The organism is Curtobacterium sp. LFS084 (assembly GCF_047977705.1).
GTDB lineage: Bacteria > Actinomycetota > Actinomycetes > Actinomycetales > Microbacteriaceae > Curtobacterium.
This window is the reverse complement of record NZ_JBFPFM010000003.1, coordinates 205,681-231,260: the sequence shown is the minus strand read 5'-3', so window position 1 is coordinate 231,260 and position 25,580 is coordinate 205,681. Positions and strand designations below refer to the sequence as shown.

Sequence of the window (25,580 nt, the reverse complement as noted above, 5' to 3'; positions counted from 1 at the left end):
GTCGCGGACCGCGGCGCGCGCGGCCGGCGGGTCGAGCACGACCGCGCGACCGGGCAGCCCGGCGACGAGCCGCACGACGCCGTCGAACCCGTTCGACGCGGCCAGTCGGATGCGCACTCGGCCGTCGGCGTCCGGCGCGTCGGCCGTGTCCGCGAGGAAGTCGGCCACGAGCGGCAACGACGACGAGTCGAGCTCGACCGTGACGATCACGTCCTCCGCCGACTGCTGGAACAGGGTGTCCGGGATCACGACGTCGTCGATGGACTTCTCGGCCGGACGGTCGTCGACCCGCACGCCGGACATCCGGTCCAGGCGGAACGTCCGGAGGGCCTGTCGGTCGAGGTCCCACGCCCGCAGGTACCAGTCGGTGTCGATCGACTCCACGCGCAGCGCGTCCACCCGGCGGGTGCTCCCCCTGGTGCGGGGTCCGGCGTAGTCGAAGACGAGTCCTCGGCAGTCGGCCATCGCGCGACGGATGGTCGCGAGGGCGACGTCGTGCAGGTCCTGTCCGACCGTCACGTTCGACGCCGCACCACCGGCGCCGCGGGAGAGCTTCGCCATGAGGGCCCGGATCGCGTCGCGGTCGGCGGCCTCGGGCAGGGCGGAGAGGTACTGCAGCCCGGCGATGAGCGCCGACGCCTCGCGCGCCGAGAGCCGGGGCGAGTCGTCGATCGCGACGAGGTTCGTCAGCACGATCATGTCGTTCTGGTCGAAGTCGTCCCAGGCGATGTCGAACAGGTCGCCGTGCTGGTACTGCATGGTCTCGCCGGGGACGCCGGACACCGCGATGAGCTCGACGGCGCGGCGGATCCGGGTCTCGGGCACGCCGAAGTGCCGCGCGGCCTCGGCGACGGAGACCCGCTCGCGGTCGATCAGGTAGGGCACGAGGGCGAGCAGGAACGCGAGCTTGTCCTGTGCCTGGAGCGGTTGCTGCTCAGCCACGGGTGCTCCCGTCGTGGTCGTCGGTGTGGTCGGCCACGAGGGCCGTCAGGCGCGCGGTCACCCGGTCGCGCAGGTCCTCCGGCTCGAGCACACGGACCTCGGGGCCGAACGCGGCGAGCTCCTCGGCGAGGATCTGCGGGTCGACGTGGTGCAGCACGAGGACGCCGTCGTCGTCGGTCTCGGTGTCGCGACGTCGCGCGAGCCGGCGCGCGGCGTCGGACCCCGGTGCGACGCGGATCCGTGCGGTGCGGGCCGCCCAGACCCGTTCGAGTTCGGCCAGGGCGCGTTCGCCGGCGCCGGCCGGAGCCGGGTGCCGTCCGACCTCGAACTGCGTGACGGGGCCGACGATCCGGGCCAGGAGGTAGTTCTTCTCGCTGCCCGTCGCGAACTCGTGTGCGGCGAGCATCCACCGGCCGCCGTGCTGGACGAGGGCGAGCGGCGCGACCTCCCGACGACGGGGTTCGTGCTGACCGGGCGTGATGTAGTCGAACCGGACCGCCGCGGCCCGGTCGAGCGCCGAGCGCAGCGGTTCGAACGCGACGTCGCGGGCGCGGAGCCGCGGGGCGTACGCGTCGACGCCGATGGCCCCGGCCGCGTCGTCCTCGGACCCGGCGGAGCGGACCTTGAGGAGGCCACGACGGGAGTCGGCGGACAGCGCGCCCTCGCGCCAGGCCATCGCCGCGAGCGACAGCAGCGCCGACTCGTCCGGCGTGAAGCGGACGTCGACCGGCAGGTCGTACTCGCCCTTCGGGATCCGGTACCGGAGCGTCTGGTTGTTGCCGGCCGCCCCAGGCGTCTCGATCGTCTCGAGCGGGATGCCGAGCTCGCGGACGTCGTCCTTGTCGCGCTCGAACTGTCGCTCGAGCGAGGCGTTGTCGCCGCCCGTCGTGAACCGCTGTCGGTAGCCCTGGACGTTCGCCAGGATCTCGGACTTCGTCAGCCCGGACTCCGTCGAGAGCAGCGCGAGCACCAGGCTGAAGAGCCGTTCCTCGGCAGGCACTCGGGGCACACGGGTCGCTGGCACGAGCCGATCCTACGGCAGCGCGGGTGCACCGGAGTGCACCCGCGCCGCGGTCGGTGGACGGTCCGGGAAGGTCAGGCCGAGACCTTCCCGAGGACGTCGATCACGTACGCGTACGCCTGTCCCTGCTGGTGCACGATCGCGAGGACCTGGTCGCCGACGCGGTGGCCGACGATGGCGTTCCGGACGCCCTCCTGCACCTGGCCCTTGGCGAGCGGGACGCTCTGCGCGCCCGACCCGTCGGTCCAGCTCGAACCGGCGACCGACGAGTCGGCGCCGTCCGTGCCCCAGGACACGGCGGTGTACTTGATGAGGGCGGTGTCCTTCTCGGTGAGCACGGCGCCGCTGCCCTTGCGGAGCAGGTGCGTCTCGTCCGAGGACGGCGCGCTCCACGACGGGATCGTGATGCCGGGGGCGCCGGAGGGTGCGAGCACGACGGCGGGCATGCCGTCGCCGGCGAGCTGCGGGGTGCCGGTGGCGCGGGCGTCGTAGGCGCGCTTGACGTCGATGACCGCGATGACGGCGTCCTCGGTCTTGCCGGAGGTCGTGCCGGTGTCGCCGGTCGTGGACGAGTTGAGCGCGCTCTTCGGCAGGGCGACGGCGAGGCGGTCCCCGACGTGCGCGCACTCGAGCGAGGCGCCGAGGGCACCGTAGTTGTCGGCGCCGGCCGTGATCGGGGCCGTCTGGCCGGAGTACCCGCTGGTCTGCGCGACCTCGCCGGTCGAACCGTCGACGAGCGTGTACTCGATGAGGACCGGCGTGCCGTCCTCGATCTCGCGTCCGTCGCCCGTCTTCAGGACCGAGACCTGCGTGCCCTTCGTGGTGAGGCCGCTCGGGACGCTGACCTTCGGCTCCTTGCCGAACGCACCCGTCGCGGTGACCGCCTCGGACGCGGCGCCGGGAGCGGCACAGCTCGACGGCGTGGAACCGGCCCCGCTCGCCGCGCACCCGGTGAGTGCTGCGGCGAGGCCGATGGTGACCAGGAGTGCGGGGATGGTGCGCACGGACCCTCTTTCCGTTCGATGCAGGACGGGCACGACGCGTAGCCTACCGGTCGTCCTCAGCAGGGCCGTCCGCGTCGGACGTCGCGGGGCCGGCCTCGGCAGCGGCGACCTTGCGGGCCTGCGCCGCCGCCTGCCGCGCGACCTTGCGGAGCTTCTTGTCGCTGGCCGACCGCTCGCCGACCGCGCCGGGGGTCCAGGCCTCGACGTCCTCGTCGGAGAACTCGGCCTTGCCTGCGCGACGCTTCAGGTTGGGGAGCACGACGCCGTCCGCCAGCCGGCGTGCCGTCACGAGGAACCCGGTGTGCCCCACCATGCGGTGGTCGGGTCGGACCGCGAGGCCCTCGACGTGCCAGGTGCGCACGAGCGTCTCGCTCGACTGGGGGTCCGTGAACCGACCGGTGTCCCGGAGCGCCTCGGCGGTGCGGGAGAGCTGCGTGACGGTTGCGACGTAGCAGACGATGAGGCCGCCGGGGACGAGGGCGTCGGCCGCGGCGTCGACGCACTCCCACGGCGCGAGCATGTCGAGGACGACCCGGTCGACACTCTGCTCGTCGACGGCGCCCGGCAGTTCCTCGACGAGGTCGCCGACGGTGACCGACCAGTTGTCCGGGACGGCACCGAGGAAGGTGCCGACGTTGCCCCTGGCGATGGCCGCGAACTCTTCGCGACGCTCGAACGACCGCAGCTGCCCGGTCGGGCCGATCGCCCGGAGCAGGAAGAGCGAGAGCGCCCCCGAGCCGACACCGGCCTCGACCACGCGGGCGCCGGGGAAGACGTCGGCGAACGCGACGATCTGGGCCGCGTCCTTCGGGTAGACGATCGCCGCACCGCGGGGCATCGACATCACGTAGTCGTTGAGCAGCGGGCGGAGCGCCAGGTACTCGTCGCCGGTGCTCGCCCGGATCACCGAGCCGTCGGGCTGCCCGATGACGTCGTCGTGCCGGAGCACGCCGCGGTGCGTGTGGTACTCACCGGCGACCTCGAGCGACAGGGTCGTGAGCTTGCCCTTGGGGCCGGTCAGCTGCACGCGGTCACCGGCGCGGAAGGGTCCGCGCGGCGGGGTGTGCGGCGCTCCCCCGGCGGTGTGCGGGAGGTGTTCGGTCGGGTTCGGGACGGCGTCGGTCATCGCGCGACCTCCTGGGTGCGGGCGGCGAGGGCCGGGCCGGTCAGCTCGACGAGCCGGTCGACGTCGACGTCCGCGAGGGTGGTCAGGTGGACGTCGCCGCCCGTGATGTCCGACAGCGGCACGATGTGCTCGACGGCGACCGTCACCGCGCCGGAGGCCACGGCCGAGGCGACGCCGGTGGCGGAGTCCTCGATCGCGATGCAGGCGGTGGCGTCGACGCCGAGCTGGGCCGCGGCGGAGAGGTAGGCGTCCGGGTACGGCTTCGGCCGCTCGACGTCGTCACCGGCGACGACCACACGGAAGCCGCGGTCGCCGATCGCCTCGGCGGCGACGAGCGCCATCTTGCGGCGGGACATCGTCACGAGCGCGGTCGGGATGCCGCGGTCGTGCAGCCCCTCGATGAGTTCTCGGGCGCCCGGTCGCCACGGCAGTTCGCCGTCGCGCAGTCGCTCCATGACGTAGTCGGTCATCCACTGGATGATCTCCTCGACCTCCATGTCGACGCCCTTGTCGCGGAGGAGCTCGCCGGAGCGCTCGAGACCGCTGCCGACGAGGGACAGTCCGTCCTCGTGGGTCCACTCGGCGCCGTACCGCGCCGTCAGCTCGACCTGGGACTGCTGCCAGATGGGCTCGGTGTCGATGATCGTGCCGTCCATGTCCCACAGCACGGCTGCGGGCAGGACTCGGTCGGGGTGCTGGGCGGTCACGGGCGACGAGTCTACCGGGGCGGCCGGACCCGCTTTCCGCTCACCGCGGACGCATGGACGCACTGCGGTCGAGCGGCCCTATCCTTGTTGCTGCGATTCGTGTCCGGCCGAGGGCGGTCCCGCACCGCGCTCGCCCCGCTCCACCACCAGGAGGTCCCGTCCGTGCCACAGCACTCCCCCTTCAGCGACGGTCGACTGCTCGTCGTCGCCTTCGAGGGCTGGAACGACGCCGGAGAAGCGGCGAGCGGTCTCGCCAGGCGCATCGTCGAGTCGCTCGAGCTCGACGAGCTGCGTGAGCTCGACGGCGAGCGGTACGTCGACTACCAGTTCAACCGGCCGAACGTCGGCACGGACGAGAACGGCGAGCGCGGCATCCAGTGGCCGCGGATCGTCCTGCACGGCCCCGGCGCCGAGGGCCGACCCGTGATCGGCGCCACCGGCTCCCCGTCCGAGCGCGACGTGTTCGTGCTCGTCGGCCCGGAGCCCTCCCGCACCTGGCGCGGCTTCTGCGCCGAGATCATCGACCTCGCCGACGTCTACTCGATCGACGCGGTCGTCTTCGTCGGTGCGATGCTCGCCGACGTCCCGCACACCCGGCCCATCTCGGTCTTCGTGTCGAGCGAGAACGCCGGCGTCCGTGCCGCGTTCGACGTCGACCGTTCGTCCTACGAGGGGCCGACCGGCATCCTCGGCGTCCTCGCCGACGCCATGGACACCGCCGGGCTCACCACGCTGTCGCTCTGGGCCTCGGTGCCGCACTACGTGCACAACTCGCCGTCGCCGAAGGCCACGCTGTCGCTGCTCGACAAGATCGAGGAGCTCACCGACGTCACCGTCCCGCGGGGATCGCTGCTCGACGACGCCACCGAGTGGGAGGAGGGCATCGACGCCCTCGCGGCCGACGACGAGGACATGGCGTCCTACATCGGCCAGCTCGAGCAGGCGCGCGACACGGTCGACTCCCCCGAGGCCTCGGGCGACGCCATCGCGCAGGAGTTCGAGCAGTACCTGCGCCGTCGCGAGCGCAAGGACGGCAAGGACGGCGGTACCGCCGGCGGCGAGGGCTTCCGCCCGCCGCCTCCCGCGCAGTAGACGCGACCAACGGACGGACGGGAGGCGCGGTGCCAGCTGGCACCGTCCCTCCCGTCCGTCCGTTGGGGACGTTCCGGGCGCGCGGCCGCGCACCGAACGGGCGCGGTCCGTCACGCTCGGCGCGCGGATCCGGCCCGTTCCGCCCTTTCGGCGAATCCGAGCGGCACGTCCTGCCCGCTCGGCCCCCGCGCGGCGGCCTCGGGGTCAGCCCAGGCGGATGCCGAGGAGCGCGTCGACGAGGTCGACGAGCTCCGGCGTGACCGCCGTCCCGCCCGCGATGGCGGTGTCCACCGCCGCGACGGCACCGGGCGTGTCGAGGTCGTCCGCGACACGGGCCCGGACGCGCGCGACGACGTCGGCCGCGTCGTCGGCGTGTCCGGCATCGCTGCCGGACGCCCACGCGTCCCAGGTCGCCAGACGCGTCGTCGCGCTCGTGAGCTCGGCGTCGAACCACTCCCAGTCGTCCGAGTACTTGTGCGACAGCAGCGCGAGCCGGATCGCGCGGGGGTCGGCGCCGCTGTCGAGCAGCCCGCGGACGGTCACGAGGTTGCCGAGCGACTTCGAGATCTTCTCGCCCTGGTAGGCGATCATCCCGGTGTGCACGTACGCGTGCGCCAACGGCTGGTGCGCGAGGGCCGCGGCGTGGCCCGCGCTCATCTCGTGGTGCGGGAAGACGAGGTCGCTGCCGCCGCCCTGCACGCTGATCGGCAGGCCGAGCTTGTCGCCGGCGATCACGCTGCACTCGATGTGCCACCCCGGACGACCAGGGCCGAGCTCGGTGTCCCAGCTCGGTTCGCCGTCGCGGGCGGCACGCCAGAGCAGCGGGTCGAGCGGGTCGCGCTTGCCCGGGCGGTCGGGATCGCCGCCCCGCTCGGCCGACAGGGCGAGCATCGTCTCGCGGTCGAGCCGGCTCTCGTCGCCGAGGGTCCACGACTCGGTCGGACGGTTCACGTCGAAGTAGACGTCGTCGCCGTCGGAGTCGTCGGTCGGCACGTCGTAGGCGTAGCCGGTCTCCTGCAGGAACGCCACGGCCGAGGCGACGCGCTCGACCTCGTCGGTGACGGCCACGTAGTCGTCCGGCGGCAGGATGCGCAGCGCCTCCATGTCACGCCGGAACAGGTCGATCTGCGACGCGGCGAGGTCCCGCCAGTCGACACCGTCACGGGCGGCGCGTTCGAGGAGCGGGTCGTCGACGTCGGTCGTGTTCTGGGCGTACTCGACCTCGAGCCCGGCGTCGCGCCACACGCGTCCGAGCGTGTCGAACGCCAGGTAGGTCGCGGCGTGGCCGAGGTGGGTCGCGTCGTACGGGGTGATGCCGCAGACGTAGAGCGCCGCCCGCTCCTCGCCGCCGGTCGGGTCGACGGGCTTGCCGCTCGCCGTGTCGTGCACGACCGGGCGGGGCGCGGAGCCCGGGACATCGGGGACGGACGGGACCTGCCAGGCCCTCACGGCTGGATCACTCCGAGCGACAACAACACGATGAGAACGATACCGAGTGCGATGCGGTAGACGACGAACGGCATGAAGCTGCGCTTGCTGATGTAGTTCATGAACGCGGCGATGACGACGAAACCGACGACGAACGCGACGACGGTCGCGATGAGCGTGTCGACGACGCCGAAGGGCGCTCCGGTGTCGCCGAGGCTCGTCGCCGCCTCGTACAGCCCGGAGAGGAAGACGGCGGGCACGGCGAGCAGGAACGCGAACCGGGCGGCCGCCGGGCGGGTGTATCCGAGCGCGAGCCCCATCGACACCGTCGCCCCCGAGCGCGACACCCCCGGCACGAGCGCGAGCATCTGCGCGAGGCCGATCAGGATCCCGCCGCCGAACGTCATGTGCTCGAGGCGGCGCACCTTCTTGCCGACGACGTCGAGGACGCCCAGCACGATGCCGAAGACGATGAGCACGATCGCGACGATCCAGAGCGACCGGAAGGTGGTCTCGATCGAGTCCTTGAGCAGCAGCCCGGCGACACCGATCGGGATCGTGCCGAGGATCACCAGCCAGCCTAGGCGCACGTCCGGGTCGCCCTTCGGCACGTCACGCCGGACGACGGAGCGGAACCACCGGCCGACGATCCGGGCGATGTCCTTCCAGAAGTAGATGAGCACCGCGGTCTCGGTCCCGAGCTGCGTCACGGCGGTGAACGCCGCGCCCGGGTCCTGCGCGTCCGGCAGGAACAGCCCGACGATGCGCAGGTGGGCGCTGGACGAGACCGGCAGGAACTCGGTGAGCCCCTGGACGAAGCCGAGGAAGATCGCCTCGAGGATGTGCACGCACGGGCCTTTCGGGGAAGTCGGTCAGGACACCGCCACGGAGGCGACCACGCACGGTATCAGTACGTGGCGAGGAGGTCTCCGAGGACCCGCCGACCGAACGCGAGCGCGTCGAGCGGCACCCGCTCGTCCACGCCGTGGAACATCGCCGGGAAGTCCACCCCCGCCGGCAGCTGGAGCGGGACGAACCCGTACCCGGCGATGCCGAGCGTCGAGAGCGCCTTGTTGTCCGTGCCGCCCGAGAGCAGGTACGGCAGGACCGGGGCACCGGGGTCGTGGCGGCCGAGGACGTCGCGCACCGCGTCGACGAGCGGCCCGCCGAAGTCCTGCTCGAGGCCGATGTCGCGGAAGGACATCACCACCTCGACGTCGTCGCCCGCGAGCTCCCGCACCCGCGCCAGCACCGCGTCCTCGTCGCCGGGCAGGCACCGGATGTCGACGAGGGCCTCGGCACGGTCCGGGATCACGTTGTGCTTGTACCCCGCCGTCAGCACCGTCGGGTTCGTCGTCGTGTGGAGCGCCGCGTGGATGAACCGCGAGGCCGAGCCCGTCGCGAGCGCCACCTCGTCCGGGCCGGTCACCGTGGGGTCCACGCCGAGGAACCGCGCGACCTCGGCCACCATCGCGTCCGTCGTCGCCGACAGCCGGACGGGCCACTCCTCGCTGCCGATCCGGGCGACCGCGGCGGCGAGCTTCGTGACCGCGTTGTCGTGGATGACGTGCGAGCCGTGCGCCGCCGTCCCCGTCGCGACGAGCTTGATCCACATGAGCGCCTTCTCGCCCGTCTGCAGCAGGTAGGCACGACGGTCGCCGAGCGTGATCGAGTAGCCGCCGACCTCGCTGATGGCGGCGCTCGCGCCCCGGAACACCTCGGGGTGGTGCTCGACGACGTGGTGGGAGCCGAGCACGCCCCCGGCCTCCTCGTCGGCGAAGTACGCGATCACGAGGTCCCGCTCGGGTGCGCCCTGCCGTTCGATGACGTCCGACAGCGACGTGAGCATCATCGCGTCCATGTTCTTCATGTCCACGGCGCCGCGACCCCAGAGCATGCCGTCACGGACCTCGCCGCCGAACGGGTCCACCGACCAGTTCGCCGGGTCCGCGGGTACGACGTCGAGGTGGCCGTGCACGACCAGGGCGGGCTTGTCGCGGTCGCGTCCGGGCACCCGGGCCACGACGCTCACCCGGTCGGGCTCGGACTCGAAGAGCTGCGGCTCGAGTCCGAGTGCTCGGAGCTCCGCCTCGACGTAGTGCGCCGCCTCGGTCTCGCCGCGGGACTTCCCCTCGCCCCAGTTCGTCGTGTCGATGCGGATGAGGTCGCGGGCGATCGCCGCGGTGGCCTCGAGGTCGGTCGGCGTGGCCTCCGGGTTCGTCATGGCCCCACGCTACCGGTCGGGTCCGACGTGCCCGGTGCCCGGCGTCACGGCGGGACGCGCCCGGGATGCGTTGCCGTGTTCATCGCGCGTTCAGACCCGTGCTAGTGTCTTCTCTCGGCAGGAACGCCGGGGAAAACCCGGGAAACGGACACCAGACACCCTGTCCGGGTGGCGGAAATGGTAGACGCGCTAGCTTGAGGTGCTAGTGCCCGTATTAGGGCGTGGGGGTTCAAGTCCCCCCTCGGACACACGAAGGAGAAGCCCCCTGGTCATCGGCCAGGGGGCTTCTCCCGTTCCGGCCGCGGCGGCGACACGGACCCGCGGTCAGTGTCGGATCGCCTCCCGCACCCACCGCGCGGCACCCTCCGCATCGACGAAGCGCCCGTCGTCCTGCGCGTCCGCCGCTGCGTCGAGGAGCGCACGGAACCGCGGCCCCGGGACGAGCCCCGCGTCGATGAGGTCGCGGCCCGTCACGAGGCGCGGCCGCGGCCCCGACACCTCGTCCGCCAGCACGACCTCGAACCACGCCCACGCCGGAGACGGCCCCGACGCCGGGCCACGACCCCGCGAGTCCGCCTCGCACACCCGTGCCCAGACCTCCACGGCCGACAGCGGACCGCCGAGTCGGCGCCGGAGTCGTCTCACGGCCGGGACGGACGGCGGCGCGCCCGTCGTCGAGTGCGCCACCATGTGCTCCCGGATCGCGGGGACCACCCGGTCGACGACGGCCCTCGGCGCACCGATGCGGCGGAGCAGTGACCGCGCGGCACGGGCACCGCTGACCTCGTGTCCGAGGCTCCGGATCCGGACGGTGCCGTCCTCGCCCCGCACCCGCTGCGTGCCGTCCCCTGCTTTGCCGAGGTCGTGCAGGAGCGCGGCGAGCACGACGACCGTCCGGTCCTCCCCCGTCACCCCGTCGGCCGTGCAGGATGCCGCCGCGGCGTCCGCTGCGAGCCCCAGGTGCACGTGCACCGGACCCTCCGGGTGCCAGTGCGGGTCCTGCGGCACGTCGCGGACCGCGGCGAGCTCCGGGAAGTGCCGTTCCCACCCCGTGGCGTGGAGGACGTCGAGGGCCCGCGAGGGGTGGTCGCCCCTGGTCACCTTGCGCACCTCCGGCCAGGTGCGTTCCGGTGCCACGGCGGGGAACGCGTCCACCAGTGACCGGGCGACGGCGACCGTGGCGGGGTGCACGGTGAGGTCGAAGCGCGCGGCGAGCTGGGCGGCCCGCAGCACCCGCAGCGGATCGTCGCCGAACTGCTCCGAGGTGTGCCGGAGGATCCCCCGAGCGGCGTCCTCGATCCCGCCGAACGCGTCGACGTACTCGTTCGTCGCCGGGTCCCAGGCGATCGCGTTCACGGTGAAGTCCCGACGGGCGGCTGCCCGGACGAGGGCCGCGTCGTCGCTGCCGCTCGGGAGCACGGCGACGTCGGCCTGCACGCCGAGGAACACCACCTTGAGCACCTCGAACCGCGTGCCGGCGAGGACGACGACGGCCCCGGCCGCGCGGAGGGCGTCCATCACCGCAGCCGTCTGGGTGCCGTGCACCTCGACGTCGACGTCGTGCTCGGGGTCGGTGCCCGACCGCCCGGTCTCGCGGAACACGGCGTCACGGACCATCCCGCCGACGAGGAGCGGGCGGCCGACACTCCCGAGGACGGCGAGGAGCGCAGCGACGGCACCGGTCACGCCGAGCGCGTCCTCGGGGTCCGTGGGGCCGGGGCACCGGTGGACGGCCGCGGGCAGGCGAGCGGCACCGCAGCGGGGGCAGGAGATGGTGGTGGTCACGTGCGGCCTCTTCCAGGACCTCCGTGCGGCGGCACCGAGGGAGTCAGTCTGCCGCACCACGCGCGTCGGCGCGACCGGACGACGGACAGGAGGCGCGGTGCCCGCCGGCACCCCGCCTCCTGTCCGTCAGGGTCTGGCGTCTACGACTTCGACGCCTCGACGAAGGTGCGGCGCGGGTCGGTCTCCTTGATGAGCGACGTTGCGTCGCGACCCGAGACGGCACCGGTGATCCACCCGATCACGATGCGCACCTTGCGGTTGAGCGTCGGCATCGCGTACACGTGGTAGGCGCGGTGTGCGAGCCAGGCGAGCAGGTTGGTCATCTTGATGCCCTTGATGTTCGCCGCACCCTTCGCGACACCGTACGAGGCGACGGTGCCGATGGACGGGTGGCGGTACTCCTCGAGCGGCTTGCCGGTGATCGTCGCGACCACGTTCTCCGCGGCCACGACGGCCTGGCGGACGGCGTTCTGCGCGTTCGGCGGGTAGTACGCCGGCTGCTTCTCGGCGGTCAGGTCGGGGACCTGCGCGACGTCGCCGAGCCCCCAGACGCCCGGGACGACCTCGTGCGTGTCCTCGCTCTCGACCTGCAGCTTCGCGTTCGCGGCGAGGTGGCCCTTCGGACCGCGCGGCAGGTCGGAGGCGTCGAGGAGCGGGTTCGGCTTCACGCCGGCGGTCCAGACGAGCAGGCCGGCCGCGAACTCGTCGCCGTCGGAGAGCTTGATGACGCCGCCCTCGGCGCTCGGCATGGTGGTCTTCAGACGGACGTCGATGCCACGGGCGCGGAGGGACTCGAGGGTCCACTTCGACAGCTCCGGGCCGACCTCGGGCGCGACGCGGTCGAGCGCGTCGATGAGGACCCAGCGGGGGTGCTCGCCGGCGAGCGACGGGTACGTCTTGATGGCGGCCTGCGAGACGTCGAACAGCTCGCCGATCGCCTCGACGCCGGTGTAGCCACCGCCGACGAAGATGCTCGTGAGCAGGCGGCGGCGCTCGTCCTCGTCACGCGTGGCAGCGGCCTTGGCGATGTTGTCGAGGAGCTTCGCGCGGACGTAGGCAGCCTCTTCCACGCTCTTGAAGCCGACGCCGTACTCCTCGAGCCCGGGGGTCGGGAAGGTGCGGGTGACGGAGCCGAGGGCGACGACGAGCTGGTCGTAGCCGAGCGTGCGGTCGTCGCCGCCCGCCGTGGCGATCGAGACGGTCTTGTCAGCCGACGAGATCCCGGTGACCTTGCCCTGGATGACCCGCGTCTTGCGGAGCGCGCGGCGCAGCTCGAAGGTCACGTCCTTCGGGGCGATGTGGCCACCGGCGACCTCGGGCAGGAACGGCAGGTACGTGTAGTACGTGTTCTGGTCCACCAGCGTGATGCGCATCGGCACGGTCGCGGCGTGCTTCTGGAGCTGCTTGACGGTGGTGTAGCCAGCGGAGCCGCCGCCGAGGACGAGGACGTGAGGGATGGAGTCTGCCATTCCCCCGGTCTACCCGACTTCGGCTTGTGATGTCATGTGCCGCGCGGCCTGTCGCGGAGCCGCCACCAGGCGGTCTCGGCGAGTTCGACGCCGGTGTAGACGCCGTGCGGGGTCCGACGGGACTCGGTGAGCGAGAAGCGGCGGAGGCGGTAGCCGCCGCCGAAGCGGTCGATGATGGCCTCGGGCGAGGACTCGGGGTCGCGCTTGACGTACCAGGTGCGCTCGTCGACGGCCTCGATCACGCGGTGCTCACCGACGCCCGCCGATGCGGGAGCGCAGCACGTCGATGCGCTTCTGGATCTGCTCGATGCTCGCCTGCGCGACCGCCGGACCCCCGCTGATGCGGCGGAGCTCCGCGTGGATCGCGCCGTGCGGCTCGTTCGCGTGCCGCGACCAGATCGAGACGAGCCGGTGCAGTTCGGACCGCTGCTCCTTGATCGTCTGGTACATCGGGCGGTCCTCGGTGGCGGCTGCGGCCTTGGGCATGCCGTCCTTCGGGGTGCGCCCCTTCGCCCGCTTCGCCTGGGTCGCCTGCCGCGCGCGGAGCAGGTCGCGCACCTGGTCGGGCTCGAGCAGCCCCGGGATGCCGATGAAGTCGAGTTCCTCGAGCGATCCGACCTCGCCGCCGGTGCCGAACTCGCCGCCGTCGTAGAGGACCCGGTCGAAGGAGGCCTGCGAGTCGAGCGCCTCGAACGGCTGGACCTCGAGCAGGCTCTCCGACGCGCGGTCCTCCTTGTTGGCCTCGGCGACCATCGCGTCCTCGGGGTTGTACATCCCGTCGTCGGCGTCCTTCGGCCGGTCGAGGGCGTGGTCGCGCTCGAGTTCGAGGGAGGCAGCCAGCGCCATCAGGCCGGGCACGCTCGGCAGGAACACCGACGCCGTCTCGCCGCGCCGTCGGGCTCGGACGAACCGGCCGATCACCTGGGCGAAGAAGAGCGGGGTGCTGGCGCTCGTCGCGTACACGCCGACGCACAGTCGCGGGACGTCCACGCCCTCGGACACCATCCGGACGGCGACCATCCAGCGCGAGGTGTCCTCGGCGAAGGCCTGGATCCGGCTCGACGCCGCGGCTTCGTCCGAGAGGACGACGGTGGGCCGCTCGCCGGTGATCTGCTGCAGGATCCGGGCGTAGGCGCGGGCCGTGGTGGTGTCGGTGGCGATGACGAGGCCGCCGGCGTCCGGCACACCACGGCGGACCTCGGTCAGGCGTTTGTCCGCCGCAGAGAGGACGGCCGGCATCCACTCGCCCTCCGGCGAGAGGGCGGTCCGCCACGCCTGGGCGGTGATGTCCTTCGTGACCTGCTCGCCGAGCGACGCCGACATCTCGTCGCCCATGCGGGTCTTCCAGCGCATCTGCCCGGCGTACGCCATGAAGAGCACCGGACGGACGACGCCGTCCTTGAGGGCGCGCCCGTAGCCGTAGTTGTAGTCGGAGATCGAGGTGCGGATGCCCTGCTCGTCGGGGGCGTACTGCACGAACGGGATCGGCGCGGTGTCCGAGCGGAACGGGGTGCCGGAGAGGGACAGGCGACGGGTGGCCTTCGAGAACGCCTCCCTGATGCCGTCGCCCCAGGTGAGGGCGTCGCCGCCGTGGTGGACCTCGTCGAGGATGACGAGCGTCTTGCCGCCGGCGGTGATCTTCTGGTGGACCTCAGGGTTCATGCCGACCTGGGCGTACGTGATCGCCACGCCCTGGTAGTGCCGGCCGAACATGCCGTCGCCGTTCTTGAACATCGGGTCGATCCGGATGCCGACACGGTCCGCCGAGTCCGCCCACTGCCGCTTCAGGTGCTCGGTCGGGGCGACGACGACGATGCGGTCGACGGTGCCGCGGGCAAGGAGCTCGGTGGCGAGCCGAAGCGCGAACGTGGTCTTGCCGGCGCCGGGCGTGGCCGCGGCGAGGAAGTCGCGCGGCTCGGTCTCGAAGTACTTCGTCAGCGCCTCGACCTGCCAAGCGCGGAGCTTCGAGGCGGTGCCCCAGGCGGCACGGTCCGGGAACGCCGGCGACAGGTTCTGCACGGCCGAGTTACCCGCTGCCTCGGCAGCGGCGACGGCCTCGTCGTGGGCGACGACCGCGTGCTCGGGTGCCGCGGTACCGTCGTCCCACAGAGCCGCGGGCTGGTCCCCCGCCCCTGGCTGATCGGTGTACTCGGCTGCGCTCACTGCACGAGATTCTACCGTCACCCTTCGTCCTGCCGAGCGGGCGGGACGTGCCCCTCGGGCGTGCCGCGCACCAGGGACGCCGGTCGGAGCACGCCGGCGCCGAAGCGAGCGGCGACCGCGTCGATCGTCGTCTCGGTCTCGCGCCACGGCGCGTCGTCGTCCCACAGCGCGTTGCTCGCCGCCGCCGGCACGAGGTTCTCACCACGGACCCCGATGAGGCGGATCCGGTTGCCCGGCCGGTGCAGCACGTCGTACAGCTCGACGGCTTCGCGGTGCAGGCGCTTCGCGACGTCGGTCGGTTCCGCGAGGGTGCGGGACCGGGTCAGCGTGCTGAAGTCCGTGTAGCGGACCTTGAGCGCCACCGTCCGTGCCTGCACGTCGGCGCGCCGGAGTCGCACGGCCACCTTGTCGGCCAGGCGCAGGAGTTCACGGGCGACGTCGTCGCGCTCGGTGAGGTCGTGGCCGAAGGTGACCTCGTGCCCGATCGACTTCTCGCCGACGCCGGCCTCGACCGTCCGCGGGTCGCGGCCCCAGGCGAGGTCGTGCAGCCGCTGGCCACCGGCGGGTCCGAGCGCGGAGACGAGCGAGCCGAGGGGCGTGGTCGCGAGGTCACCGACCGTCCGGATGCCGCGGCGCTCGAGGGTCTCCTGCGTCTTGCCGCCGACGCCCCACAGCGCGGAGACCGGCTGCGGGTGGAGGAACGCCACGGTGTCGGCCGCCGGCACCACGAGGAGCCCGTCCGGCTTCGACCGGCTCGATGCGAGCTTCGCCACGAACTTCGTCGACGCGGCGCCGACCGAGCAGTGCAGCCCGGTCTCGGCGAACACGGCGGCGCGGATCGCCCGGCCGATCTCCCACGGGGTGCCGTAGAGCCGGATGGCTCCGGCGACGTCGAGGAACGCTTCGTCGATGCCGAGCTTCTCGACGCGCGGCGTGAACCGGTCGAAGACGTGCATCACGGCGTCAGACTTCGCCCGGTACTTCTCGAAGTGCGGCTCGACGATGATCGCGTTCGGGCACCGACGCTTGGCGACGGCCATCGGCATCGCGGAGTTCACGCCGTACTTGCGTGCCTCGTACGTGGCGGCCGTCACGACGGAGCGGTCGGAGTCGTGCCCGACGATCACGGGCAGGCCGCGGAGGTCCGGCCGGTCCAGCAGCTCGACCGAGGCGAAGAAGGCGTCCATGTCGACGTGCAGCACGGTCGCCGTGACGTCGTCCACCGGTGCGTCGGAGACGAGCCGGTTACGTCCGTCCTGTTTGCTCACGCGCCGATGATGCCACCAGCTACCGACATCGCGGTTCGAGGGGCGGCGGCGGCCGGGCGCTAGCCGGGCAACGCCGCACGAAGCGGCGCGAGCGGCACCGTGCGGCATCCGTCACCGCGTGCCGGGTTGCTCGCTCCGTGCGGCGCTACAACCTCGCACCGAGCGGGCAGCGCCGCACCGGCCAGCGGACCCCGCACCGTGCGGCGTCGGCGATCACCCGGCAGCACCGTGCGGCTCCCGTCACCGCATGCCGGGTTGCCCGCCCCGTGCGGCGCTACAACCTCGCACCGAGCGGGCAGCGCCGCACCGGCCGACGGTCCCCGCACCGTGCGGCGTCGGCGATCGCCCGGCTGCACCGTGCGGCTCCCGTCACCGCGTGCCGGGTTGCCCGCTCCGTGCGGCGCTACAACCTCGCACCGAGGGGGCAGCGCCACACCGGGCGACGAAACCCGCACCGGGCGACGAAACCCGCACCGTGCGAGCCGTCCGCCCCCGCCCGCGCCCGCGCCTCGCCCCCGCCCTCGCCCGTCAGGCGAGCGGCCCGAGCACCGACGCCGCGATCGTCCGCGCCGCCGAGTCCCGCGTCGACGGGTGGTACTGCCCCGCCCGGACGTCCCGCGCCAGCCGCGCCAACTCGCTGCCCGCCCGGTAGGCGCTCCCACCCACCACGCGCATCGCCTCGTCCACCGCGTGCGCCGCCGTGTCCACCGCCCGGGCCTTCGTCCCCACGAGCAGCGGGAACCACCGCGCCCCGAGGTCGTCGAGCTCGTCCACCGACCGCGCGAGCGACGAGACCTGCAGCTCGACCGCGTCGACGGCGCCCTGCACGTCCGCGATCGCCCGCCGGACGTCGGGGTCGGCCGAACGCGGAGTCCCGTCCCGGGCGGTCCGGGCGTGCACCGCCGACACCGCCAGCGACACCGCCCGCGAGGCGATCCCGACGTACACCGACGCGACGAGGAGCTCGAACGCCGCGAAGACCCCGAACACGAGCGGGTCCTGGTTCGGCCCCACCGGCAGGCTCCGCACGATCCGGTCGGCCGGCACGTGCACCCCGTGCAGCAGCGTCGTCCGGCTCTGCGTCGCCCGCATCCCGAGGGTGTCCCAGTCGTCCAGGTGCTCGACGTCGCCGTCCGACCGCAGCACGAAGCCGTGCACCAGTCGCGGTTCCGCGCCGCTGCTGTCCTTCCCGAACACGCTCAGGACGTCCCACGCGGGTGCGAGCGAGGTCGACACCTTCGTGCCCGTGAACCGGTAGCCGCCGTCGCCGTCCGGCTCCGCCGACGTCGTCGAGTCGAACAGCACGGCGTCGTTGCCGGGTTCGCTCACCCCGAACGCGAGCAGGCGGTCGTCCGCCGCGTGGTCGGTGACGGACTGGAGGAACGACTCGCCTCGCGCGGTGACGGCGCGCGCCGCCTGCACCCAGACCTGGTGCATCCCGAGTCCGAGCGCCGTCGCCGGTGCGGCCTGCGCGAGCCGCTGCTGCACCGCTGCCGTCGCGGCGAGCCCGAGCCCGGCGCCGCCGCGCTCGACGGGGACGCCGAGTCGGAGGTAGCCCGCCGCCCGCAGCTCGTCGAGGTCCTCGGCGCAGAACGCGTTCCGGGCGTCGTAGTCGGGCGCACGCGCGGCGATCCGGTCGAGCAGCTCGTCGGGCAGGCTCCGGGACGGGTTGGCCTTCGTCATGGCACGAGACTATGGTCCGAGGGGTGTCAGATCGTCATCCGTGGTCCAGGTACGTCGCGATCGGTGACTCGTTCACCGAGGGGATCGGGGACCCCGACCCCACGGTGCCCGGCGGCAACCGCGGCTGGGCGGACCGGGTGGCCGAGGTCCTCGCGCACCAGTCCGAGGACTTCGCCTACGCCAACCTCGCGATCCGCGGACGGCTGCTCCAGCAGATCATCGACGAGCAGGTCGAGCCGGCGCTGGCGCTGCACCCGGACCTGGTGACGGTGTCCGCGGGTGGCAACGACATCATCCGCCCGGGCTCCGACCCCGACGAGCTCGCCGAGCGCGTCGACGCGATGGTCGCCCGGCTCCGGAGCGACGGCGCGACCGTGGTGCTCTTCACCGGGCCCGACGTCGGCATGACCCCGGTCCTCGGGATGGTCCGCGGCAAGACGGCGATCTACAACGAGAACCTGCACGCGATCGCGTTGAAGCACGGTGCGATCGTGGCGAGCATGTGGGCGCTGCGCGTCCTCCGCGACCCGCGCATGTGGGCGCCCGACCGACTGCACCACTCCCCCATGGGCCACGCCACCGTCGCCGCCGCGGTGCTGGACGCGCTCGGTGTCGAGCACGGCCTCGAACCGTTCAACCCGGAGCCGCTCGAGGCCCGGCCGTGGCGCGAGGCCCGCGCCGAGGACCTCGGCTGGGCGCGCGAGTACCTCGTGCCGTGGGTGGTGCGGCGGATCAAGCACACGTCCTCGGGCGACGGCGTGACCGCGAAGCGGCCCGAGCTCCAGGACGTCGTCGAGCACCGCTCCGACATCCCCTAGGCCCGGTCAGTCGGCGGGGCGCCGGAGCGTCATCGGCCCGTCGTGCAGGGGTTCGGTCCCCCACCTCGCCCCGACCGTGCCCCGGTCGAGGTCGACGCGCAGGTGCAGCAGGTGCGGCGTCTCGACGAACCGCAAGGCGACGCGAACCGTCCCGTCCGGCTCGGTCGCGGCGCTCGCCGCGAGGGCGCCGTCGACGGCCCATCGTCCTTCGCCGAGCGGCACCGAGTCCGAGCGTCCGTCGTCGGTCACGGTCATGCGGATCCCGTCGCCGTCGCGCGCGAACGTGACCGCGTCGAGGATCCCACCCGGGCGGGACCGCAGGGAGACGTCGGCGAGGTGCTCGGGGAGGCGCCCACCCGCCACCGGTGGCAGCCCCAGGGAGGCGAGCCGCGCCTCCAGGCCGGCGTCCGCGGCCGCGTCGACGTCCACTGCGTCGAGGGCGGGCAGGAGGTGCTGCCAGGCCGCGTCGAGGACGGCCTGCATGTCGAGGCTCTGCCCGGTGAGCGCGAGGACGACGTCCTGCTCGGGCAGGACGACGCAGAACTGGCCGTAGGCGCCGTCGCCGCGGTACCCGTGGCGGGCCATCCAGAACTGGAAACCGTAGCCCTGCGACCAGTCCGGGTTCTCCTCGCCCGGGTTCTCGACCTGCGTGCTCGTGGCCTGCGCGACCCAGTCCTCGTCGAGGATCCGCTCGCCGTCCCACACGCCACGCTGCAGGTACAGCTGTCCGAGCCGCGCGATCGCCCAGGTCGGCGCGTAGCAGCCGCTGAAGCCGAGCTCCGCGCCGGTCTCGTCGCGTCGCCAAGCGAGGTCGTCGATGCCGAGCGGGTCGAGCAGCCGCGGGCGCAGGTAGTCGACCAGCGTGCCGCCGCTGACCCGCCGGACGATGGCACCGAGCGTGTAGGTGCACGGCTGGTTGTAGGCGAAGACGCTGCCGGGCTCCTCGTCGGGCGGCGTGAGCAGGAAGCCGCGGACGAGGTCGTCCGGGTCGGCGGCACGGGCCCGGTCGAGGGCTTCCTCGCGGTGCCCGCTCGCCATCGCGAGCAGGTGCCGGACGCGGATCCGGCGGCTGCGCTCGTCGGTGATCTCGGCGTCGAGCTCGGGGAAGTACGACAGCGCGGTGGCGTCGAGGTCGATCAGCCCCTCGCGGACGGCGATCCCGACGGCTGCGGCCGTGAAGCTCTTGCTGAGCGAGTAGAGCAGGTGGACCCGGTCCTCGGCGTAGGGGTGCCACCACCCCGCGGCGGCCACCTGACCGTGGCGGAGCAGCACGATGCTGTGCGGCTCGACCCCCGGTGTGGACCCGAGGGCGTCGAGGAACCGGTCGACACCGCCGGCGTCGATGCCGAGGGCGGACGGGGCAGCGGTGGGGAACGTCGTCGTCACACCACCGACCCTACGCGTGCGGTCGACCGGTGCGTCGGACGGAACCCGGGACGAGCCTGAGAGGCACGGCATCCGGGTCACGGCCGCCGTCCACGCTCCTGCGCAATGATCCCCCGGTACGACTGCACCACAGCACGAGGGGGCCCGATGACGGCAGCGGTCCGCCCGGGGCGGGTGTCGGCGGCGGTGCCCGCGCGGTGGACGGTGCCCGCGCTGTCGACGGTGCTCGTCGCCGTCGCCGCGGCCGTGCTCGCATGGGTCCGCATCGGCGTCCCCGCCCGCGGCGTCGCCTGGGCCGAGGACTCCGGGCGCTTCCTCACCGACCGGCTCGTCCTCGGCCCGGTCCGGTCCGTCTGGCACCCGTACGACGGGTACCTGCACGTCCTGCCCCGCCTCGTCGTCGACGCCGCCGTCGCGACCGGGCGCATCGACCTGTACGCCCTGACGGTCTCGGCGCTGTCGTGCGCGGTCCTCGGCGCGGTCTGCGGCACGGTCTTCGCGCTCGCCCGCGACGTCGTGCGGTCCTGGCCGCTGCGCGTCCTGCTCGCGGTCGTCCCGGCGGTGATCCCCCTCGCACCCGTCGAGATCGCCGGCACCGCGGCGAACCTGCACTGGTACCTCCTGTTCGCGGCACCCTGGCTCCTCGCCCACCGTCCGCGGAGCTGGTGGGCGGCCGGTGCCACCGCCGCGGCCGTCGGCGTCGTGACGACGAGCGAGATCCAGGCGGCCGTGTTCCTCCCGCTGCTGCTGCTCGGCCGTCGGCAGGTGCGCGTGCTGCCCGTCGCCGCGACCGCGGTGCTCGGTGTCGCGGCGCAGGCCACCGCGGCCCTGACGCACCCCCGTTCCGCGACGCACCAGGGTGGCATCACCTCGTTCCGGGACATGACCGCCGGGTTCCTCGCGCAGGTCGTCGGCGGCAGCTGGGACGCCGACGTCCGCGCCGTGGGTGCCTCCGTCGCGGCGCACGGCTGGTGGGTCGTCGCCGTGCCCGCGGCGCTCCTCGTCGCCGCCGTGGTGACCGCGCTCGTGCGGGCACCCTGGCCGGCCAGGTGGATGCTCCTCGCCACCACGGTCGGCGCTGGCCTCGTCTGGTACGCGGCACTGATCGTGAACCGGACGCCCGGCACCACGTGGTCGACGTTCACCCCGTCGGCCTGGGCGGGCAGCGAGCCCCTGCGCTACGCGGCGGCGGCGTCGATGTTCCTCACCGCGGCCGTGGTCCTCGCCGCCGACGTCCTGCTCGCCCGCGGACGGTGGCCCTGGCGTGCGGCCGGCGGGGCGCTCGTCGTCGTGACGGTCGCCGCCCTCGTCGCCGGGAGTGGAGCGACACCGCTCCGCGCGGACGGCCCCGTGTGGGCCGCCCAGGTCGAGCACCGTGCGGCCCACTGCGCCGCGCACCCCGGGGACACCGTCCGGATCGGCGGGATGCCACGGCTCGCCGGGTGGGACGCGGTCGTGCCCTGCTCGATGATCGAGCACGCCGTCGGGCGCTGAGCCCCTCGAGCACGCCGTCGGTCGTCAGGCGCCCTGGAACGGGTTCGTCCACCGCCACCAGACGCCCGGGTCGTCGATCGACCGCTCGAGCACGAGCGGGACCGTCACCGCGTCGTGGTCGGTGATCGTGAACCGGACCCGGCCGACCCGCTCCCCCTTCGTGCCGAGCGTGATCCGGTCGAGGTGCGTCGACGCGGACACCGTCGTCCTCCCCCAGACGAGCACCTCGGCCGCCCGGCCGGACACCGCGTCGGCCTCGTCCTGCCACGGCGTCGAGAAGGTCCCGAACGTCTGGCCGGCGTGGGTGAGCGTCACGACCTGGAAGTTGTCGGCGACCGACCGCAGCAGCCGTTGGACGTCGTCGTCGAGCGACTCGTGGTCGACGCCGCCGAGCATCGCCCCGACCACCGTCACCTGCCGGCCGCCCCGCTCGTAGGTCGCGGCGAACAGCAGGCACGCCCCGGCCTCGTCGAGCGTGCCGGTCTTGATGCCCTCCACGCCGTCGAGCCCGAGCAGCTTGTTCGAGTTCTCGATCGCTCCGGCACCGGGGACCGTGACCTGCTTCGTCCCGACGACCTCCTTCACCACCGGATCGGCGAGGGCCAGTTGCCCGAGCGTGACGAGGTCGGTCGCGGTCGAGGTGTTGCCGGCGTCGAGGCCCGTCGGCTCGTGGATCGTGGTGTGGTCGAGTCCGTGCTCGTCGAGCCAGGTGTCCGCCGCGGAGCGGTACGCGTCCATCGACCCGAACGCCCACAGCGCCAGCGCACCGGCGTAGTTGTTCGCGGACTTCATGAGCATGACCTGGAGCGTCTGGTACTCCGACAGCCGCAGGCCGGCCGGCATCGGCGCGACCTCGCCGTTCACCGCGAGGTACTTCGCGTAGAGCGCCTGCATCCCCGGGCCGAACGTGATCGTCGGCCCGGACTCCCCCTGCTCCAGCGGCTTCGCGTCGAGGACGACGAGCGCCGTGACCACCTTCGAGATGCTCGCGATCGACCGTGGCTTCGTGTCGCCGCTCGTGCGGAGGCTCTCCGGGAAGTCGGTGGCCTCGACCGCGGTCGCGCCGTAGCCGGGGAACGTCAGGTCCGGCACCGACGACGTGGGCGCCGAGTAGGTCGTCGTCGACGCGCTCGCCGGGGCGAACGGCACGACGGCCGCGGCCACGAGGTAGCCGACCGCCAGCACGAGCACGGCGACGACCGAGACGGTCACCGGCCTCCGGACGGCGGAACGGGGGCGGCGGACGACTCGTGACACGGGAACCGAGCGTACCGGGGGCGGCTCCCGCGGGGCTGCGAGGACGCGCGGACAGCGGGACGGCGGACGGGAGGCGCGGCTCGGCCCCGACACGGACGGTCGCGTCCGGCGGGACCCCGGTCCCGGGTCGTCGGTCACCCCGACGCGGTGCGGCGCCACGGGCGGCGGAACGGTGGAGGCGGGACGCGACCACCCGGTCCCCCGGCCCGACCGACGGGGACGAGCCGCGCCTCCTGGACGCGACTCAGGCGCGCTCGGTGGCGAGCCGCTGGGCGTGGGTGACCGCCCACAGGCCGACGGCGCTCGCCGCGGCGACGTTCAACGAGTCGACGCCGTGCGCCATCGGGATCCGCACCGTCGTGTCGGCCGAGGCGATCGCCGCGGGCGTGAGGCCCTGCCCCTCGGTGCCCATCACGAGCGCCACGCGCTCCGGCACGTCGGCGACGAAGGCGTCGAGGTCCACCGAGCGGTCCGTGAGCGCCATCGCGGCGAGGTGGAAGCCCTGCGCCCGGAGCTCCTCGCCGGCGGCCGGCCAGTCGCCGATGCGGGTCCAGGGGACCTGCAGCACGGTGCCCATGCTGACCCGGACGCTGCGGCGGTAGAGCGGGTCGGCGCAGCGCGGGCTGACGAGGACCGCGTCGGCCCCGAGGCCGGCGACGCTCCGGAAGACGGCGCCGACGTTGGTGTGGTCGACGATGTCCTCGAGCACGACCACGACCTTCGCGTCGCGCACCACGTCCGCGACGCTCGGCAGTTCCGGACGGTGCATCGCGGCGATGGCGCCACGGTGCATGCGGAACCCTGTGAGGTCCTCGAGCAGGTCGTCAGGACCGACGAACACCGGGCCGTCGTGGTCCGCGACGACCGGCAGGACGCTGTCCAGCCACTTCTCCTGCACGAGCACGCTGCGCGGGACGTGACCGGCCCGCACGGCACGCTCGATGACGGTGTTCGACTCGGCGATGTAGAGCCCACCCTCGGGCTCGGACACGCGGCGCAGGGCGACGTCGGTCAGCCGGGCGAAGTCGTCGAGACGGGGGTCGTCGAGGGAGTCGATGCGGACGGCGTGCACGGGGCTCGATTCGGTGTCGGGAGGGTGTCGCCCGCGACGCCGTGGGGCCTCGCACGGCGGGAGGGAAGTGACCGGGTCGGTCGGCTGTTGAGGGTACCGTGAACACGATGGCCACGAGCGAACCGACCAGCCCCCAAGGCGCGACCGCGTCCGCGCTCGACCTCGACCGCGCCGTCGAGCTCCTCGCGGGCAAGCGCATCGCGGTGCTCTCGGGCGCCGGGCTGAGCACCGACTCGGGCATCCCCGACTACCGCGGTGCCGGCCGCGTCGTCCGCAAGCCGATGACCTTCCAGGAGTTCCGCGCCGACCCAGCCAAGCGCCAGCGCTACTGGGCCGGCTCGCACCTCGGGTGGCGGACCTTCGCGGCGGCCCGTCCGAACCCCGGGCACCAGGCGCTCGCCGCGCTCGAACGCGACGGTGTCGTCACGGGCATCGTCACGCAGAACGTCGACGGACTGCACCTCCGCTCCGGGTCCCGGCGGGTCGTCGAGATCCACGGGTCGATGGACCGTGCCGTCTGTCTCACCTGCGGGCAGGTGTTCTCGCGGGCCGACCTCGCGGCCGTGCTCGACCGCGACAACCCGTGGATCGACGAACCCGGGTCGGTGCAGCTCCAGCCCGACGGCGACGTCGAGATCACCGACGTCGACCGCTTCCGGGTGCCGGACTGCTCGGTGTGCGGCGGGGTGCTGAAGCCCGACGTGGTGTTCTTCGGCGAGTTCGTGCCGGCCGAGAAGTTCCGCGAGGCCGTCTCCATCGTCGCCGAGGCCGACGCACTGCTCGTCGTCGGCTCCTCGCTCACCGTGAACTCCGGCGTCCGACTGGTCGACCACGCCGCCCGCCGGAAGCACCCCGTCGTCATCGTCAACCGCGGTGCGACCCGGAGCGACGCGCGGGCCGCGGTCAAGATCGACGCGGGCACGACCGAGACCCTCGAAGCCCTCGCGGCGCGTCTGCGATGATCGAGCGGTGACGACGCTCCTGTACCTGGTCCGGCACGGCGAGACCGACTGGAACGCCGAACGGCGCATCCAGGGCTCGACGGACATCCCGCTCAACGACACCGGACGCGGGCAGGCCCGCGCCACCGCGACCCTGCTCGGGCGACGCCGGTTCGACGCCGTCGTCGCGTCCCCGCTGTCCCGGGCGTTCGAGACGGGTGCCGTCATCGCGGCCCACCTCGACCTGCCCGAGCCCTCGACGTACCCCGGACTCGCCGAGCGCGCCTACGGCGAGGCCGAGGGCCTGACCGACGACGAGGTCCGGGCGCGGTACCCGCACGATGACATCCCCGGCCGCGAGTCCCGCAGCGCGCTGCTCGCCCGGGTGACCGAGACGCTCGGCGAGATCGCGGTGCGGTACGACGCGGGCTGCGTCGTCGTCGCCACGCACGGCGCCGTCATCCGCACCGTCGTCAACGCCGCGGCCCCGGGGACGGCCGACCGGCACGGCACCCCGATCCGGAACGGGTCGGTGCACTCCTTCCGGTGGGACCCCGAGCGCTTCCGTGCGGAGCTCGTCCGGTTCGACGACCCGATCGACGAGGTGTCCGACGCCGAGGGCCGCTCGGCGTTCGCGGACCAGAACCCCCTCGAGCGTCGGGCGTAGCCGAGGGCACCGTACTAGGCTCCGATGCACTCG

22 protein-coding genes and 1 tRNA gene are annotated in these 25,580 nt (G+C 73.2%); 6 read left to right on the top strand and 17 right to left on the bottom strand.

Features of this window, described 5'->3' with window-relative positions:
• The 5 genes from ACNQOV_RS03825 to ACNQOV_RS03805 form a co-directional block, all read right to left on the bottom strand.
• Positions 1 to 942, bottom strand: a 942-nt coding sequence (locus tag ACNQOV_RS03825; RefSeq protein WP_416393430.1) for a helix-turn-helix transcriptional regulator, incomplete at its 3' end; no start/stop codon positions are given.
• Positions 935 to 1,966, bottom strand: coding sequence for a helix-turn-helix transcriptional regulator (locus tag ACNQOV_RS03820; RefSeq protein WP_416393429.1), 1,032 nt, complete (start codon positions 1,964 to 1,966; stop codon positions 935 to 937). The genes ACNQOV_RS03820 and ACNQOV_RS03825, both read right to left, overlap by 8 nt.
• A gap of 71 nt (positions 1,967 to 2,037) precedes the next feature.
• Complete coding sequence (locus ACNQOV_RS03815) at positions 2,038 to 2,967, bottom strand: hypothetical protein (RefSeq protein ID WP_022906242.1); 930 nt, start codon at positions 2,965 to 2,967, stop codon at positions 2,038 to 2,040.
• A gap of 43 nt (positions 2,968 to 3,010) precedes the next feature.
• Positions 3,011 to 4,093, bottom strand: a complete 1,083-nt coding sequence (locus tag ACNQOV_RS03810; RefSeq protein ID WP_022906241.1) for a tRNA (adenine-N1)-methyltransferase — start codon at positions 4,091 to 4,093, stop codon at positions 3,011 to 3,013.
• Positions 4,090 to 4,800 (bottom strand): HAD family hydrolase, encoded by a 711-nt coding sequence (locus tag ACNQOV_RS03805; protein ID WP_022906240.1) that lies wholly within the window; start codon positions 4,798 to 4,800, stop codon positions 4,090 to 4,092. Before ACNQOV_RS03805 ends, ACNQOV_RS03810 begins: the two co-directional genes overlap by 4 nt.
• Before the next feature lie 162 nt (positions 4,801 to 4,962).
• On the opposite strand from ACNQOV_RS03805, the gene ACNQOV_RS03800 reads away from it, so the two are divergent.
• A complete protein-coding gene (locus tag ACNQOV_RS03800) occupies positions 4,963 to 5,892 on the top strand; it encodes a proteasome assembly chaperone family protein (RefSeq protein WP_416393428.1) in 930 nt (309 codons plus the stop codon).
• A gap of 204 nt (positions 5,893 to 6,096) precedes the next feature.
• On the opposite strand, the gene mshC is transcribed toward ACNQOV_RS03800, so the two are convergent.
• The 3 genes from mshC to ACNQOV_RS03785 are packed head-to-tail and all read right to left on the bottom strand — an operon-like array spanning position 6,097 to position 9,544.
• Positions 6,097 to 7,341, bottom strand: coding sequence for a cysteine--1-D-myo-inosityl 2-amino-2-deoxy-alpha-D-glucopyranoside ligase (gene mshC, locus ACNQOV_RS03795; RefSeq protein ID WP_416393427.1), 1,245 nt, complete (start codon positions 7,339 to 7,341; stop codon positions 6,097 to 6,099).
• Entirely contained in the window at positions 7,338 to 8,168 is an 831-nt protein-coding gene (locus tag ACNQOV_RS03790; protein ID WP_402262995.1) for an undecaprenyl-diphosphate phosphatase, read from the bottom strand. The genes mshC and ACNQOV_RS03790 overlap by 4 nt, the downstream gene beginning before the upstream one ends.
• Positions 8,169 to 8,227: 59 nt before the next feature.
• Positions 8,228 to 9,544: a M20/M25/M40 family metallo-hydrolase gene (locus tag ACNQOV_RS03785; RefSeq protein WP_022906236.1), complete on the bottom strand. Its 1,317-nt coding sequence runs from the start codon at positions 9,542 to 9,544 to the stop codon at positions 8,228 to 8,230.
• Between the two features lie 162 nt (positions 9,545 to 9,706).
• Here ACNQOV_RS03785 and ACNQOV_RS03780 point away from each other — a divergent pair.
• Positions 9,707 to 9,792, top strand: a tRNA-Leu gene (locus ACNQOV_RS03780).
• Between the two features lie 76 nt (positions 9,793 to 9,868).
• Here ACNQOV_RS03780 and ACNQOV_RS03775 read toward each other — a convergent pair.
• From ACNQOV_RS03775 to ACNQOV_RS03750, 6 genes are all read right to left on the bottom strand, one after another.
• Positions 9,869 to 11,329, bottom strand: a complete 1,461-nt coding sequence (locus ACNQOV_RS03775; RefSeq protein WP_416393426.1) for an HD domain-containing protein — start codon at positions 11,327 to 11,329, stop codon at positions 9,869 to 9,871.
• Positions 11,330 to 11,469: 140 nt separating this feature from the next.
• Positions 11,470 to 12,798 (bottom strand): NAD(P)/FAD-dependent oxidoreductase, encoded by a 1,329-nt coding sequence (locus ACNQOV_RS03770; RefSeq protein WP_416393425.1) that lies wholly within the window; start codon positions 12,796 to 12,798, stop codon positions 11,470 to 11,472.
• A gap of 32 nt (positions 12,799 to 12,830) precedes the next feature.
• Complete coding sequence (locus ACNQOV_RS03765; RefSeq protein ID WP_416393424.1) at positions 12,831 to 13,040, bottom strand: hypothetical protein; 210 nt, start codon at positions 13,038 to 13,040, stop codon at positions 12,831 to 12,833.
• Between the two features lie 7 nt (positions 13,041 to 13,047).
• Positions 13,048 to 14,961 (bottom strand): DEAD/DEAH box helicase, encoded by a 1,914-nt coding sequence (locus ACNQOV_RS03760; RefSeq protein WP_022906232.1) that lies wholly within the window; start codon positions 14,959 to 14,961, stop codon positions 13,048 to 13,050.
• 17 nt (positions 14,962 to 14,978) lie between these two features.
• Positions 14,979 to 16,229, bottom strand: coding sequence for a DNA polymerase IV (gene dinB, locus ACNQOV_RS03755; protein WP_416393423.1), 1,251 nt, complete (start codon positions 16,227 to 16,229; stop codon positions 14,979 to 14,981).
• A gap of 528 nt (positions 16,230 to 16,757) precedes the next feature.
• A complete protein-coding gene (locus ACNQOV_RS03750; protein WP_416393422.1) occupies positions 16,758 to 17,912 on the bottom strand; it encodes an acyl-CoA dehydrogenase family protein in 1,155 nt (384 codons plus the stop codon).
• 23 nt (positions 17,913 to 17,935) lie between these two features.
• Here ACNQOV_RS03750 and ACNQOV_RS03745 point away from each other — a divergent pair, with 23 nt between their 5' ends.
• Positions 17,936 to 18,730, top strand: a complete 795-nt coding sequence (locus ACNQOV_RS03745) for an SGNH/GDSL hydrolase family protein (protein WP_416393421.1) — start codon at positions 17,936 to 17,938, stop codon at positions 18,728 to 18,730.
• Positions 18,731 to 18,736: 6 nt separating this feature from the next.
• Here the strand turns inward: ACNQOV_RS03745 and ACNQOV_RS03740 are convergent, their stop codons facing one another.
• Positions 18,737 to 20,116 (bottom strand): serine hydrolase domain-containing protein, encoded by a 1,380-nt coding sequence (locus tag ACNQOV_RS03740; protein ID WP_416393420.1) that lies wholly within the window; start codon positions 20,114 to 20,116, stop codon positions 18,737 to 18,739.
• A gap of 147 nt (positions 20,117 to 20,263) precedes the next feature.
• On the opposite strand from ACNQOV_RS03740, the gene ACNQOV_RS03735 reads away from it, so the two are divergent.
• Complete coding sequence (locus tag ACNQOV_RS03735; protein ID WP_416393419.1) at positions 20,264 to 21,610, top strand: hypothetical protein; 1,347 nt, start codon at positions 20,264 to 20,266, stop codon at positions 21,608 to 21,610.
• 24 nt (positions 21,611 to 21,634) lie between these two features.
• Here ACNQOV_RS03735 and ACNQOV_RS03730 read toward each other — a convergent pair whose 3' ends face one another.
• Together ACNQOV_RS03730 and ACNQOV_RS03725 are read right to left on the bottom strand one after the other, a co-directional pair.
• Positions 21,635 to 22,867 (bottom strand): D-alanyl-D-alanine carboxypeptidase family protein, encoded by a 1,233-nt coding sequence (locus ACNQOV_RS03730; protein WP_416393418.1) that lies wholly within the window; start codon positions 22,865 to 22,867, stop codon positions 21,635 to 21,637.
• A gap of 244 nt (positions 22,868 to 23,111) precedes the next feature.
• Complete coding sequence (locus ACNQOV_RS03725; RefSeq protein ID WP_416393417.1) at positions 23,112 to 23,939, bottom strand: TrmH family RNA methyltransferase; 828 nt, start codon at positions 23,937 to 23,939, stop codon at positions 23,112 to 23,114.
• Between the two features lie 107 nt (positions 23,940 to 24,046).
• Here ACNQOV_RS03725 and ACNQOV_RS03720 point away from each other — a divergent pair, with 107 nt between their 5' ends.
• Positions 24,047 to 24,901, top strand: coding sequence for a Sir2 family NAD-dependent protein deacetylase (locus ACNQOV_RS03720; protein ID WP_022905893.1), 855 nt, complete (start codon positions 24,047 to 24,049; stop codon positions 24,899 to 24,901).
• A gap of 7 nt (positions 24,902 to 24,908) precedes the next feature.
• Positions 24,909 to 25,547: a histidine phosphatase family protein gene (locus ACNQOV_RS03715; RefSeq protein WP_416393416.1), complete on the top strand. Its 639-nt coding sequence runs from the start codon at positions 24,909 to 24,911 to the stop codon at positions 25,545 to 25,547.
• Positions 25,548 to 25,580: the final 33 nt, after the last annotated feature.

Coding starts and splice junctions, on each gene's coding strand:
- ACNQOV_RS03810 (WP_022906241.1), bottom strand. CDS start 4,093: ATGACCGACGCCGTCCCGAACCCGACCGAACACCTCCCGCACACCGCC.
- ACNQOV_RS03785 (WP_022906236.1), bottom strand. CDS start 9,544: ATGACGAACCCGGAGGCCACGCCGACCGACCTCGAGGCCACCGCGGCG.
- ACNQOV_RS03770 (WP_416393425.1), bottom strand. CDS start 12,798: ATGGCAGACTCCATCCCTCACGTCCTCGTCCTCGGCGGCGGCTCCGCT.
- ACNQOV_RS03750 (WP_416393422.1), bottom strand. CDS start 17,912: ATGACGAAGGCCAACCCGTCCCGGAGCCTGCCCGACGAGCTGCTCGAC.
- ACNQOV_RS03735 (WP_416393419.1), top strand. CDS start 20,264: ATGACGGCAGCGGTCCGCCCGGGGCGGGTGTCGGCGGCGGTGCCCGCG.
- ACNQOV_RS03720 (WP_022905893.1), top strand. CDS start 24,047: ATGGCCACGAGCGAACCGACCAGCCCCCAAGGCGCGACCGCGTCCGCG.